This is a genomic window from Micromonospora matsumotoense, from assembly GCF_900091525.1.
Classification (GTDB): domain Bacteria; phylum Actinomycetota; class Actinomycetes; order Mycobacteriales; family Micromonosporaceae; genus Micromonospora; species Micromonospora matsumotoensis.
This window is the reverse complement of record NZ_FMCU01000032.1, coordinates 39,545-53,471: the sequence shown is the minus strand read 5'-3', so window position 1 is coordinate 53,471 and position 13,927 is coordinate 39,545. Positions and strand designations below refer to the sequence as shown.

At 70.8% G+C, this 13,927-nt stretch carries 9 protein-coding genes and 3 pseudogenes; 8 read left to right on the top strand and 4 right to left on the bottom strand.

The window, feature by feature from the left end:
* Positions 1–249: 249 nt before the first annotated feature.
* A pseudogene (locus GA0070216_RS32045) lies at positions 250–597 on the top strand (ADP-ribosylation/crystallin J1); the annotation flags it as partial.
* A gap of 472 nt (positions 598–1,069) precedes the next feature.
* On the opposite strand, the gene GA0070216_RS32040 reads toward GA0070216_RS32045, so the two are convergent.
* Positions 1,070–1,669: a GrpB family protein gene (locus GA0070216_RS32040; RefSeq protein WP_218108350.1), complete on the bottom strand. Its 600-nt coding sequence runs from the start codon at positions 1,667–1,669 to the stop codon at positions 1,070–1,072.
* Positions 1,670–1,751: 82 nt separating this feature from the next.
* Between GA0070216_RS32040 and GA0070216_RS32035 the strand changes: the two are divergent.
* From GA0070216_RS32035 to GA0070216_RS32015, 5 genes and pseudogenes are all read left to right on the top strand, one after another.
* A pseudogene (locus tag GA0070216_RS32035) lies at positions 1,752–2,030 on the top strand (arsenate reductase/protein-tyrosine-phosphatase family protein); the annotation flags it as partial.
* Between the two features lie 2 nt (positions 2,031–2,032).
* Positions 2,033–2,294, top strand: a pseudogene (locus GA0070216_RS32030) (thioredoxin-disulfide reductase); the annotation flags it as partial.
* 968 nt (positions 2,295–3,262) lie between these two features.
* On the top strand, positions 3,263–4,303 hold the full coding sequence (locus GA0070216_RS32025) for a Gfo/Idh/MocA family protein (RefSeq protein WP_091254142.1): 1,041 nt from the start codon (positions 3,263–3,265) through the stop codon (positions 4,301–4,303).
* 53 nt (positions 4,304–4,356) lie between these two features.
* Positions 4,357–4,674 (top strand): hypothetical protein, encoded by a 318-nt coding sequence (locus tag GA0070216_RS32020; RefSeq protein ID WP_091254139.1) that lies wholly within the window; start codon positions 4,357–4,359, stop codon positions 4,672–4,674.
* A 148-nt stretch (positions 4,675–4,822) separates the two neighbouring features.
* Positions 4,823–6,688, top strand: a complete 1,866-nt coding sequence (locus tag GA0070216_RS32015) for a hypothetical protein (protein ID WP_091254136.1) — start codon at positions 4,823–4,825, stop codon at positions 6,686–6,688.
* Positions 6,689–7,141: 453 nt separating this feature from the next.
* Here the strand turns inward: GA0070216_RS32015 and GA0070216_RS32010 are convergent, their stop codons facing one another.
* From GA0070216_RS32010 to GA0070216_RS32000, 3 genes are read right to left on the bottom strand one after another with little or no spacing between them, the layout of a single operon-like run.
* Positions 7,142–11,113: an nSTAND1 domain-containing NTPase gene (locus tag GA0070216_RS32010; protein ID WP_218108349.1), complete on the bottom strand. Its 3,972-nt coding sequence runs from the start codon at positions 11,111–11,113 to the stop codon at positions 7,142–7,144.
* Positions 11,110–11,475, bottom strand: a complete 366-nt coding sequence (locus GA0070216_RS32005; protein WP_091254123.1) for a CU044_2847 family protein — start codon at positions 11,473–11,475, stop codon at positions 11,110–11,112. Before GA0070216_RS32005 ends, GA0070216_RS32010 begins: the two co-directional genes overlap by 4 nt.
* Positions 11,476–11,485: 10 nt before the next feature.
* Positions 11,486–12,046 (bottom strand): hypothetical protein, encoded by a 561-nt coding sequence (locus tag GA0070216_RS32000; protein WP_091254121.1) that lies wholly within the window; start codon positions 12,044–12,046, stop codon positions 11,486–11,488.
* A gap of 250 nt (positions 12,047–12,296) precedes the next feature.
* Between GA0070216_RS32000 and GA0070216_RS34895 the strand changes: the two genes are divergently transcribed.
* Entirely contained in the window at positions 12,297–12,437 is a 141-nt protein-coding gene (locus GA0070216_RS34895; protein WP_176739251.1) for a hypothetical protein, read from the top strand.
* 695 nt (positions 12,438–13,132) lie between these two features.
* The gene (locus GA0070216_RS31995; protein WP_091254118.1) at positions 13,133–13,810 is read left to right on the top strand and encodes a hypothetical protein; all 678 of its coding nucleotides are present in this window, start codon (positions 13,133–13,135) and stop codon (positions 13,808–13,810) included.
* Positions 13,811–13,927 lie beyond the last annotated feature (117 nt).

Below are 13,927 nucleotides of genomic sequence, written 5' to 3'. Positions count from 1 at the left end.
CGAACCCCACTCTCGCCGCCATCATCGGCTGAACTTCGTCCCTCCTGTCCGGCTCCGTACGCCCGGGCAGGCTCGACGCACGATGATCCCGGTAAGCATGCGGATCGCGGCATGAGCGTGCGTCCGGGTTCCATGTGTCATCGATCTGGCCGAAGCTGGCTGCGGTAGCGTCCGGGGCCGGCAGCAGCAGCGTTGCGGGCGTGGCTCGCCACGATCACACGATAGCCATGGTGGAGAAGGAGCAGACCCATCGACGTCTCCGACACGATCACCTTGTGGCGGCCCACCGGACAGGCTGAGCTTGACCTTGTCGCGGCGTCCGGATGGCGGGCTTGGCCACCACGCCTTCCGGACCAGCCGGTCTTCTACCCGGTACTCAACCGTTGGTACGCCACAAAGATCGCCCGCGAGTGGAATGTTCCTGCCGGTGGCGTCGGGTACGTGACCCGGTTCGAGGTCCAACGTGCGTATCTGGACCGTTACGAGGTTCATCAGGTCGGTGGCCGCGAGGTGCTGGAGTACTGGATCCCCGCAGAGGAGCTTGCCGACCTCAACGCCCACATCGTCGGCGCGATCATCGAGGAAGCCGACTACCGCGGACCCGTGGGCGACCAGGAGTTCACCGACGTCCATCACGCGCTGGGCAGAGCGCTGCCGGCCGCGTGGCGGGGCTACCTGCAAGGTTCGTCATGGTTCCGGCGAGGGTGGATGACAGGCGGGGCCTATGTCCGGCTCAACACGCCACGCGAGATGCTCGAGTGGCACGACGCATGGGGCGAGAGCGTCGACGCGCACCCCGGCATCGCGATCATCGGCGGTGACGGGTCTCGCGAACAACTCGTGCTCGACCTGCGCAGCGATCCCGCACCGGTGCTGCTGGTCGACATCACCAGCAGCGGGTGGGACAACGCCAGCCGGCAAGCCGATGATGTCGGCGAACTCATCGACCGCCTCGAAGCGGGCACCTTCGCATTCGACTTCGAGGATTAGCGGACATCAGCGAGCGGCCCACCCCGCACCTCGCGGCAGAAGCGGATGCGGTGCGAGTCGGCTCACGGGCAGCCAGTCCTCAACGGTCGACGCCGTCCGGGTACCAGCCGGTGGCGGCAGCCCATTCCTCCGCGATGGTCACGACGAGGTCGACCACCGGGTCTTTGACGTCCGTGTAGACGTCCAGGTCGCCGACGGCGGCGGCCAGAGTGCCCTTGAACCGTGCGTACGCCGGCACTGCCGGCGGGTGCGCCCTGAACCAGTCCCGGAACAGCAGGGCGAGCCGCTCATTCGGTGAGCCTGCGAGCCGACAATGCAGGTTGACATGCCGCTCACCGGCGCTTCGCTTGTTCCAGTATCGCTTGGCCCACCTGTCTGGCGGGTCGTCACGACCGGCCGGAACATGGTCTCGCTCGTATGGTCGTCGGCAGAATCCGAGGGCGGCCAGTGGTTTATCGAACACGGCTGCGGCGGCGTCGAGGTCAGCGACGCTGACCTGCAGGTCTAGCACCGGCTTGGCTGCCATGCCGGGGATCGAGGTGCTGCCGATGTGATCCACCCTCCGCGCCACCGGACCCAGAACAGCCTGCAACTCGTGGATGAGCGCGGCTCCCTGCTGCTGCCAGGCTGGGTCAGGCGCAGCGATGAACGTGGAGGCGAGTGAATCTGGAACGAACACGTGTAGCAAGGTAACGCAGCGGTTTGGGTCGAGCCGCCCGACGCCACACTCCCAGGCCGCGTGACTGAAACTGTCACCTACCGGTGCAGCAGGCCCCGCGGCGGTGGAGGCCATGAAGGAGGTCGGTATCGACATCACCGGCCAAAGGCCGACCAAGCTGACCTGGGACGCCGCCAAGGACTCCGACGCGATCATCACCATGGGCTGCGGCGATGCCTGCCCCGTCCTCCCCGGCAAGCGCTACGAGGACTGGAAGCTCGAAGACCCCGCCGGTAAGGGCGTCGAGTCCGTGCGCCCGATCCGCGACGACATCAAGGGCCGCATCGAGAAGCTGCTCGCCGACCTCATCCCAGCAGACTGACCATGAACGACATCCGGAACCTGATCATTATCGGCTCGGGTCCGTCCGGCTACCGCCCCCATGTACGCCGCCCGCGCCAACCTCAGGCCGCTGGTCACCGAGGGTGTGCAGTCCGGTGGCGCGCTGATGACCACCACTGAGGTGGAGAACTTCCCGGGCCACCCGGGCGGCATCAGGGGCCCAGAGCAGATGGACCCCATCCGTAAGCAGGCCGAGAACGTCGGCGCCGAGTTCATCACCGACGACGTCACCCGCGTCGATCTGACCGGTGCCCTGGCGCGTCCGTCGGCTGGCGTCGGCCACGGTACGTGCAAGCCCGGCCCCCGCATCAGTCTTGCCGGCGTAGCCGCACGCGTACAGACCGCAACCACCGGCGACTCCCGCGCCGACGCATACCTCGACGTACCCGACCGTGCCCTTGCCGACCATGTCCTCAGTCACGCCGAGGTGGCGGCCCTTGTCGAAGTGGCCCGGACATGGGGACTCTCCGGCGGCCGAGTACACCTCCTCCACCAGTAATACCTCGCCGCTCTGCGTCGCGAAGTGGCGGCAGCCGGAACTCCGGGGCAATTTGCTGACCTGGAAGCGCAGTTACGCGAACTGACCCAAGCCCTAAAATCCGCTGCATCAGCCACCCAGGAATTCCGGCCAGATCCAGTCGGTGGACGTGAACGTCCCCTCTGACTGGACGTCTTGTTCGCCTTGCGTCTGATTAGCCCGACCACAAAGCTGAAGATCATCGATCGGCCTGCCGATTTCATTGCACCTTCACCCTGATCGACAGCATTCGCGAACGTTCAGCTTTAGCGCTTTTGCTACGCCATGAGTGTCTGGCCGGAGTTTGTCCCCAAGTCGCTAACGGCCGGCACACTACAGGGGTCGGCGCCCTTATGTATTGCCCGGTTGGCCCGCCCATATGGGGCCAAGGCCTCAAATCGGCAAACGTGAATCAGGATCAGACGTCCTCTCGGCAATTCCATGATCACCGACGGGCCACACCCGTTCCGCATCACCCTCCACGCAGGCCGCGACAGTACTACTGTCAGGTCAGGTGCACCTCAATCGACTACGCAAAGACCCTGGGGTAGCGGATCGCGGATTGGGCGGGTAGCATCATCGCCGCCACATTGAAACATGCGAACATATGATAGACGGGAGTGTTCGGTGGGCATGCTTCACCTGTGTCTTCCTTCGCCATCGATATCGCTGGCCACCGCGCTTGTCGCGATTCGATGAAAATAGGAGTCGTCGGCGTAGGCCGAATTGGTTCCGTACACGCACGAAATCTCGCCACGATGCTCCCCGCCCGTTCCCTGCTCATTCACGACGCCGACCCGGTGGTGGCTCACCGGGTGGCAGCCGATGTCGACGGCTCGGTTCGCCCGTCCGTGGCGGCCCTCGTCGAGGACGCCGACGCGGTGGTCGTGGCTACCCCGGCGACGGAACGGTTCGGTCTTCTGGTCGCGGCGATGACCGAGGGATTGCCGGTCTTCTGCGAGAAACCACTCGCCGCCGGTCTGGACGAGGCACGCGAGCTGGCGGAGGCCGCCCGTCGGACGGGTGCCCGGGTGCAGGTGGGCTTCCACCGCCGGTTCGACCCGGACTATCGCAGGCTCCACCAGCTGGTGGGATCCGGTGCGGCCGGTCGGGTGATCATGATCCGAGGCACCGCGTTCGACCGTCAGCCACCGGACGAGGGCTATCAGCGGACGTCGGGCGACATCTTCACCGACTGCCTGATCCACGATATCGACGCCGCGCGGTGGATCGCGCACGACGAGGTCGTGGCGGTGCAGGCGGAGGCTCACGAGTTGCCCGGCGGACCCACCGGTGGGCGCGAGATCGGCGTGGGCGCGGCGGTGCTCACCTTCTCCGGTGGCGCGATCGCCGTGCTCACCGCCTCGCGCCTGAACCCCCTCGGGTACGACCACCGTATGGAGGTGCTCGGCACCCGGCTGTCGGTGGCGGCCGGCCTGAACGCCATGACTCCGCTGCGGGCACTACAGGCAACCCGACTGCCCGGCACGCGGCTCAACACGACCGACCGGTCCTCCGAGGCGCTGACGTACGCGGGGTTCACCGAGCGGTTCGCCGCGGCCTACCGGGCCGAGATGCGCGCCTTCCTGGACATGGCCACCGATGGCGGTCCGAGCCCGTGCAGCCCTGACGATGCGGTCCGCGCCCAGGAGATCGCCGCCACCGCCACGGCGGCGACCCGCGCCGGCGTCAGGACGCCGGTGACTCCCTCGCGCGACGGCGCGCTGACCAGCTGAGCCACGGCGTCCGGCGGCACCGAACCAGCCGTGAACCCGAAGGATGGAGGGCCATGTCCACCCTGCCTCGTGCCGCACGTTCGTCGGCCCGGCAGGCCGTCGCCGGCGGCCTGCCGGAGGTGCAGGGGATGCCGGCGGTCGAACCCAAGGGATTCACCGTCCTCGCCCACGCCGACCACGGCCTGCGGTTCGTCGCGCACTGGGGGGCGGACTCGGGGCACGGCGCCGACCTCATCTACGAGGAACGCCCGGCGGGTGGCCGGGTGCTGGACGCCGGATCGACGAACTATCCCGGCGCGCTCGCGGTCGACCCGGGCCTGCAGGCACTGACCCGTAACGTCCTGCACCACATGGGCGTCGATCGGGACTGACGGGCGGACGAGCAGGGTGGGGCGGTCGGTTCTGCCCACCGCCCCACCCTGCGGCACCGGTCACCTGCCGCGCCTGCGCTGCGGCTGTGGGAAGACCCGCGACTCGACCGGCCGTGACGGCCGGCATCCGTACCGGAGGTGCTCTACAGTGGCCACGATCAACCCGATCGAGATCAGCGTCGTGGTGATGCATCACCCCCGCCGAAGCGACCGTATCCCGGCGTTGCTCGCCGCGTGCCGGCCGCTGCCCGTGCAGGTGGTGGTGGACCCCGACCCCGACGGGCCGCCGAGTCCGCTGCGTACCGCCAAGCGGGCTTGGGCGGCGATCGCACCGGGTGCCACCCATCACGTCGTCCTCCAGGACGACATCCTCCCGACGGCGGGGTTCGCCGAGCACCTGCACCGGGCACTGGCTGCCCGGCCGACCGACGGCGTGACGCTGTCGGTGCAGCAGACCAGCCCGCGCAACTCGTACGCGGTGCGTCGCACCGCCCTCGCCGGTCGGCCGTTCGCCCAGATGTCCGCCGCGGAGTGGACCCCCACCCTCGCTCTCGCCCTGCCGGTCGCGTACGCCGAGGAACTGGCGCGGTTCCTGGCGGGGATACCCGACGAGGAGGTCGACGACGATGGGCCCGTGACCAGGTTCTGTGCCGAGCGGGCGATCCAGGTGGTCGCCACCGTACCCAACCTCGTGGAGCACGCCGATCTGGTGAGCCTGTGCATCTACGGTGACCAGGGACGCCGACCGGCCATCGTCTACGCCGAGGATCTCAAGATCCCGTCAGCCTGGTGGGAGTCGGACCCCGCCGCCCCGGTGCCTGCCCCCGAGCGGCCCGGCGGTGGCGGGGTGGCCGTCGAACTACGGGAGTCGCGCTGCGGGCTGCGGCTGGTGTCCCTGTCCGCGGACGAGCCCCTGCAGCATCCGTTCACCTGGGACTGGCGGGACCAGGCGCAACTGGTGGGGGTGCCGGCCGAGCGGATGATCGCCGACTGGCGGACCGCCGTGACGGGGGCGGGATCCGGCTCGCCGGCCACGCCGGGCGGGGTCCGCCCGGCGCTGTCCCTGGAGATCTGGGCGGCGGGGTACCTGCTCGGTGCGGACCTCCGGCGCCACGTGCCGGCGGCCGACCCGGGGGCCGACCGGGACTTCACCGACCTGGTGCCGCCTCTGCGCAGATGTGCCATCCGCTCCTGGGTCGAGATGGGCCTCACCACGCGGGACCGGCGGACACTGACGCCGGACGGTTGGGCGGCGCTGGTCGACCTCGGGCTGCTGGCGGTCACGGCGGGAGGGCGGTTCGCGACGCAGGAACCGCTGCCCCGGTCCAGGCCCGACGATCACGACCCGGCCGAGCTGACCGGCGTGCTGCGCCGGATGGCCCACCGGGAGGCGTCCGCACTGCTGCTGCGGCCGAACCTCACCGCCTGGGTGGTCTCGCCGACCACCCGGGTCCTGGTGCGGGCGTGGCCCTGCCCGTGGTGCGGGACGGATGCCGGAGCGGCGGACCCGACGGCACTTGAACCGATGGACGAGGTACGGATGTGGCGGCCGGACGAGTCGGGTGAAAGCGCGGCGGTGACTCTGCACGCGCTGTCCTGCGAATGGCTGACCGCCAGGTCGGTGCTGCCGCTGGTGCGGGCTGTCCAGGACGACCGTGGGGACCTGCCGACGGACGTGTCCACCCGTGCGGCCGCGGTGGCCGAGGTGCTGGCCCGCGCTCCGGGCACCTCCCTGGCGGACCTGCTGGCCGAGGTGGACGCCCGGGAATCCTGGTGGACCGTGGAGTCGTTGACGGCGGGGCAGCCGGACCACACCCAGCCGGTCCGACCGGTGCTGCCGGCGTCGACCCGGCTGGCGCCCTCCGTCGCCCGGCCCGGCAGAGACCGGGATCTCGTCGGCCCGCACGTCCTCTTCCCTCACCGACTGGACGACGAGCCGGTCGGCCTGCGGGAGACGTACCTCCGGTACCGCGCCGAGGCGTACCCCTGGACCGAAGCCCGGCCGGTGCGATGACGCGCCGGCCGGCTGCCCGGCGCCGGGGGAGCACCGCCGACCGGATGGCCCGTGGGCGGGGCCGGACGGGACCGGTGTCACCGTCTGCTTCAGCTGTCACCTATCGGTGCAGCAGACCCGCCGCTCTCACCGTCGACGTGGCGTGCACCCGGGTCCGTAAGACGGTTCGGCTTGGACCCGCGACGTGACGTGCAGGTCCCCGCCCCGATGCACCACAGCCCGGCGGGGGCCGGGTGAATCCCGAACGGCCCGTCGCGGCTCGCGGGATGCCTGCCCGTTACCTGACCTTCGAAGGTCTCCCAAAAGACCGACCTTCGAAGGTCTCCAAGAAGACCGGCAGTGTGGGCTCGGCGAGCCGTTCGTGGTCCGGCTCGCCGAGTACACGCCTACACCTCTGGACCGAGCCAGGTCTCGTGCAAGACCGGCGGATCTCGGGGGTGTGGTTCGGAGGGCTCATGGCTCGCAGGGCGGGGGACCGGGTTCGTCGGGGGCGTACCGCTTCCACTCCGCCTCGGTGGGTGGGCCGTAACGGGCGCACAACTCCGCGTACGCGACCCGGGGCGCCGGCACGTACCAGGCCCGGGTCTGGGAGATCTCGTCCACCGACTCGACCAGGGCACCGTCGGTGCTCATGGCCAGGCCCGCGATCCGGGACGGGTGGCCGGTGCGGGTGGCGAGCAGGCGTGCGGTGGCGATCTCCCAGAAGCGGATCGTGCCGGGTTCGCGGAACGCCCCGTCGCTCACGGCGAGGACCGACCCGTCGGCGGTGAACGCCAGGGCCGTCGCCTCCTTCGCGTCGTCGGTTTGCAACCGGGTGAGCAGGGCACCGGTACCGGTGTCCCGGATCTCGACCGGTCCGTCGCGGCTGCCCGTCGCGAACCGGGTGCCTGCGGTATCCAGTGCCAGCGCGCTGATCGGGTACCGGTAGGTGGTGCGGTGGTCGTGGATCAGTGTTCCGGTGTCCGGGTCGTAGAACCGGACACCGGTTCCGCTGCCCGCGGTGACCAGGGAGCCGTCGGGGGCGAAGATCGCCTCTTGGACGAAGAAGTCGCCGCCGGTACGGATGAGCTGGATCAGCCGTCCGGTGGCGATGTCCCAGATCCGGACCCGGTCGTCGTTGCCGGAGGCGGCCAGGCGGGTGCCGTCGGGGCTGATCGTCAGACTTGCGATGTAGTCGCCGTCGGTGCTCACCGGCCCGGCGATCTGCTCACCCGAGCGCGGATCCCACACCCGTATGCGATAGCCGGCCCCGGCCGCGACGACGCGCCGGCCCGGGTCGGCGGCGACATGTGACACCGCGCCGGCGGAACCTGGCAGCGGTACCCCGTACGGCTGATCGGTCGTCGCCTCCCAGAGGCGGACGGTGCCGGCGCCGTCGACGGTGGCCGTCAGGGTCGACGTCCCAGCCGTGGTGACGGGCAGCGATTGCCCGCCGTCGAGAGGCCGTGGCGCGGTGGTCGGCGCGCCGGTGGTCGAGTCCCACAGCCGGATCCGGCCGTCGGCGCCGCCGGTGGCGAGGACGCGGCCGTCGGCGTTGAACGACGCCGACCACACCGTTCCGCTGTGGCCGGTGATCGGCGGACCCACCGGGACCAGTGCGGCCGGGTCCCAGAGACGGGCCGTCCGGTCGATGCCGGCGGCCGCCACCCGGGTGCCGCCGGGGCTGATTGCCACGGTGAGCACCGGGTCGGAGCCGGCGGGCAGTCCGGTGGGCCGGCGTCTGCCGACGTCCCACAGGGTGACGTCGCCTCGTTGACCGCCCGTCACGAGTTTCGTCCCGGTGGGGTCGAAGGCCAGGGCACGGATCGAACTCCGGGTCTTGATCGGGGAGCCGGCGGCCCGGCCGGTACGCGGGTCGCGGAGAACCACCGTCCCGTCGTCGGCGGCGGACGCGAGCCATCTGCCGTCCGGGCTGAACGCCACCGCCTGGACCCGGGTGGAATGCGCGATCGAGGCGATCTGCTGGCCGGTGCCGCGGTTCCAGAGACGGACGGTTCCGTCCCACCCGGCCGACGCCAGACGGGTGCCGTCGGGGGCGAACGCCACCGAGCTGACCTGGTCGGTGTGGCCGGTGAGCGGTCTGCCGGTGGGCTGCGCCGTCGTCGTGTCCCACAGCCGGACGGTGTTGTCCGCCGCGGCCGAAGCCAGCACCGTCCCGGCCGGGTCGTACGCCACGGCGGTGACCGCCCCGGTGTGCCCGGCCGATGGCGCGGCAGCGGGCCTCCCGGTGGCCGTCTGCCAGACCCTCCCGGTGGCCGCCTGCCAGAACCGAACGGTGCCGTCCTCGCCGCCGGACGCCAGTTGCCGGCCGTCCGGCGAGAACGACACGGCGTGGACCGCGCCGGAGTGACCGACGAAGCCGGACTGCCCCTCGGTGAGGCGCGTGGCCAGGGCGTCCCCGGCCTCGGCGGTGTGTGCCCGCTTCCAGGCGGCGACCGCGAGCCGGCGGGCGGTCACCGGCTGCGTGCCGTCGATGCTGCCACTCTGCGCCGCGAGCTGCCGGGACAGGGCGATGACGTGCTGCTCGTTCGCCTTCCTGGCGTAGCGGAGCGCGGCGACTGCGGCGACCGTGGCGACGAGGGTCAGCACGCACAGGCCGGCCAGCAGGGACCGGCGTACCCGGGTCGCCCGCCTGGTGGCCCGCTCGCTGGCGGCGAGGAAGTCGGTCAGGTCCTGGGGCAGCCGCCGGTTGGCTGACCAGTCCCGTCCTTCGCTGAGGTCCCGACCGCGGAGCAGCTCGGCGGGCTCGCGCCGGTCGGACCAGCGGTGCTGCTTCTCCTCGGCGCGCTGCAGCCACTGCTGGAACCGCTCGTCGTTGCGCACCCAGCCGCGCAACGTGGCCCAGTCACGGATCAGCGCGTCGTGGGCCAGCTCGGCGACCGGTTCGGTGCCGGGTGCCGGGGCACTGGTCACCACCAGCCGCTGGGCGGTGAGGACCGCCAGCACGTCGTCGGCCTCGCCGGCCAGCTCCCGCAGCTCGGACAACCGGCGCCGGCGGCGTACGGCGGGGATGTGGTGTGCAGCGTCGGCCGGGCGCACGAGCACCGTCAGAACGTCCCGGGTGGCGGCCTGCGGGAGACCGGTGACGGTCTGGTCGCACCAGGTCGTGATGCTGCCGCGCAGACCCCCGAACCTCTCGTACGCGTGGTGCGTCAGAACCCCGTCCGCCTGGCTCTCCCACAGCTGCTTCAGCGCCACCTCCAGCAGCGGCAGGACCGCCGTGGCCGCCCGGGGATCGGCGGCGAGGACGTCGTCGATGATCCGTTCCGGCAGGCCGTCCTGCAGCCGCGCGCCGCCTGCGGCGGCCGGTGCCGCGATGATGGCGTGCAGTTCGGCGCGGGTGAGCGTGGTCGGGATGTTGATGATTCCCGGGCCGACGAGGTCGAGCAGGGCGGGCGCTTCGGCGGCCAGCCGGGGGTAGAAGTCGTCCCGCATGACCAGCAGCACGGTGCGTCCCGGCCGCCCGGCGGCGACCAGACCGTCGAGGACCGGCTCCGCCTCGCGCGTGATGAGCAGGTCCTCGAACTGGTCGATCACCAGCAACTCGTGTTCCCCGAGCGGGAGGCCCGCGCCGTCCGGCCTGACCACGAGCGTCGACCACGTTGCGCTGCCCGGCAGCCGTCCTGCAACGAGTGCCGGGAGGACACCCGCCTGGACGAGCGACGACTTCCCGGCGCCGGACGGGCCGAGCAGCAGCAGGAGCGGTGGCCGGTCGGCCAGCGCGGCCATGACCCGGTCGACGGCGCCGGCCCGGCCGTGGAAGACCCCGGCGTGTTCCGGCCCGAACGGGTCCAGTCCCCGGTACGGGCAGGAACCGGACACCGCCAGCGCGGGCCAGGCCGACCGCAGGGCCGCGACGGACGTCGCATACCCGATGCCGGTGCCCCGGTTGAGCGCGTCCGGGCGGGTCACCGCAGAGACCATGCCGATCACCGCGTCGGCGCTGTCGTCCCAGACCGGGCCGCCGCTGAACCCCTGGGTCAGGTCGTTGGCTGCGGTGAGTTGTAGCAGCGCCGGTTGCAGCAGGTCACCGGCCCGCCCGTACCCGAAGTGGCCGCCGGGACCGGCCTGGGCGGGGAAACCGAAGGACCGCACCCGGTTCCCCCGCCGGCCGCCGGACTCGGCCAGGGGCAGCGGTCGCAGACCCCCGGGGACCGACTCCAGCCGTACGAGGGCGATGTCGTCGCCGTCCGGCGGCTGCCAGCCGTCGGCCAGCACCCGGCCGCTGACCATCGGGGTGCCTGCCGCCTGCGGGAACCGGAGCCGCACCGGGTCGCCGATCCGGGCCCCGGCCGCCAGCACCACGTGCGCGCAGCTGACCAGGACGTCCTCGGCGATCAGGAAGCCCGCCCCGGCCGCGGTGTCCCGCGCGTCGAGGATCTGGGCCACGCCGCGCGCCCACCGCAGGTCGACGGCATCGGTCACGCGATGTCCACGCTGCCCGATTCCTCCTGCACCAGCACCTCCGGCCCGTCCCGCCGCCACTTCATCTTGACCTTGAGGTTGCCGCTCATCGCCGTCTTGGTGATCACCGCACCGGCCTGGGCGGACAGGGCGAGTCCGAACTCGACCTCGAGTTCGGCCGGCTTGGCCCGGCTGAGGTGGTCGAGCAGGACCTGGGCGGCATCGACCACCGGGTCCAACAGGTCCTGCAGGGTCGCGGACATCTCGTGCACCCGGTCGCCGACGCGACCGGCCTTCACCGGACCACCGGCGGCGTCCACCTCGGCCGACTCGACCAGGACGACGCCGCCTCCGGCGAGCGGTATCCGAGCAAGCTCAGTCATCGACATTCCTTCACTGTTCGGACTCGAGCGCACGCCAGGGCTTGGGGAAGAAAGCCCAATGACCGTTGACGTACGTCAGACCGTTGTACGCCATCCCGTGCTCCTCGCCGGGAACCACCATGTCGATGGAGTAGATCGTCAGTCCAGGCCGCAACTGGTCCTTGATCTTCTCGTACCCGCCCGGGAAGTTGGCCTGGGTGTTCTTCCCCCAGGCCCGCAGTTCCTCGGTGGTCGCGCCCCAGACCCGTACCTCCGTCTGGTCCGGCTTGGCGAACGGCTCTGCCGTGGGCGGCATCGAGGCCCAGAGGCTTTTTTCGTAGAAGCGCTGCGCGCGCTCGGCGAAGGCCGGTTCGAACAGCGCCTGATAGTCCGCGGTCGTCGGGCGCAGGGAGGCGACCAGCGCGAGGTCGCCGTGCGCGGCGAGCTCCGCCATCAAGGCTCGGGCGCCCTGCTTGTCGCCGGGATAGGCGGCCTGCGCGGAGACGCCGGCGGGTTCCGGGGCCGGACGAGCGGGGGTGCCGTCCGAAGGGGAACAACCGCTGACCGCGATGAGCAAGGCTGCGGCGGCCACACTCCGTGACGCCCGAAGCGACTTCCGACTCCACACCATGAGGACTCCTGAACCGAGGTGACGCGCGCAAGAGTGGCATGGCCCTGAGATCGAAGTGTGCGAAGTTCGCGATTCGACACTGTCGACAATCAGACGCTCTGGGCAGGGGCGGCGGTTGCCGGGGAGGGGGTCAGGCCGCCGGATCGAGCCGGGTCAGTCGGACGACCTCGTAGCGGGAGTGGTCGCCCCGCTGGGGTCATACGGTCACGCGGTGGCGGCCCTCGACCGCCTCCAGGTCGACGTGCCGGACGCCGTCCGCCCGTCCGGCAGGCCGAGCGAGGGGGCGCTCCGCGTCCAGGGCGTTCAGGCCGGTGACCCGCCGCAGGGCGCCCTCCGGCGTGGCGACCGCTGATCGTGAGCAGTCGGACGGCGCCGGGGGGTGTCCCTGTGGGTTTCGTCAAGAGTTTGGGTATGACTCAGCTTCGAATCGGTATTGCGGTGGGCAAGATAGGCAACAGAGAGGTTGTTGGTGGGTCGCGCAATACAATCGGATTCGTTGCCATCAGGGGTGAAGGCGGAGTCATCAATTTGCGGTGGAACTCAGCTAGCGTGAATGTGCGAAATTCGGGCAGCGTGCGGCACCGGAAGTGTGGCGAGGTCGGATTGTGTCGCGGGCATTACCCGGCCGGCACCACCCGCCGCACATTCTCCGCCGGCCCGCCGGCCCGCCGGCCACCTGCCCAGCCTGCTCGGCGACCCGGCGCAGCGTCGCCGCCACCAGCAGTGTCGCCTCGACCTGCCGCCCATCGACGGTGAGGGCCTGCTCGGCGAACCGCTGGGGCACCGCGACGAACCGCTGCGGCTGACGCGCGGCGGGCCCGCCACGCCTGCTGCCCCGTCCACACACCCGCGTCCTCGGCCACAGGGCTTCTCACGTTGCTCTCGGCGCTCACAGTTGAAAAACGGCTCCAGATGAAACGCGCGCGCTACGCCCGCAACGCCGTCTCCGACGCCGGGATGAAGCCCTCGGGCGCATGCTGGGTGTCGACTGGTGTCGGAGGGCAGGGCTAAGCTGCGAGCAGGCATTCATCGACGCAAGGAGATGTCGTGTCGCGCCGTACCGGTAAGCCCTCCTACCAGTTGTCCGTGCCTGACACCCGCCGTGGTCGTCTGGTGCGTGTCGCCGTGGTCGTCGCGGTGATTGGGCTCGTGGGTGTTCTCGTGGGAGGCGTCGCCGGTTACACGGCTGGTCAGCCGGACGGTGTCGATGCGGCTATCGCCGACATACGCAAGGCCGAGGCGCAGCGTGACAGTCAGCAGATAGTCGAGCTGACGGCGACGGCCCGGCGCCTTCGTGAGGAGATTTCCCCCGTTCTCAGCGCCCTGGGGGCGGATGCTCCCATCAGTGGGCAACCGGGCCCCGAGCAGGCCCGCCAGTGGCGACAGACCATGCTGCGGGCGGCGGAGCCGTTCGCCAATCCTCCGTCGGGCACTACCGCCACCAATGTGGCGCGCGGAGGGCTGCGCAGCGCGGTGGAGCAGGCGTCCCTGGCTGTCGAGTCGTACTTCCTCGCGGTTACGGGCCCGCCCACCCAGCGGGCCGCCCTGACGGAGCTGGCGAAACGACAGGCAGTCCAAGCGGCAGCCGCTTGGTCCGTCGCGGCCACCCAGCTCGATCAGGTCAACATCGATGCCGGCCAAGGCCATCAGCACGTCTACCTGGACGCTGGCCCCGGCGGCGGCGCTCTTGCCCCAGACGGCGCGACCGAAGGCTCTGGCGGATGACCGATCGCCGGTAGGAGGCGAGACAACCGGTCTGCTTTCCTCGTCGGAGCCGCAGCCTTCGTGGTGCTCCGGCAGCCCCAGTCGTCCGGGGGCGCGAACGACTACTCGTACGGGTCC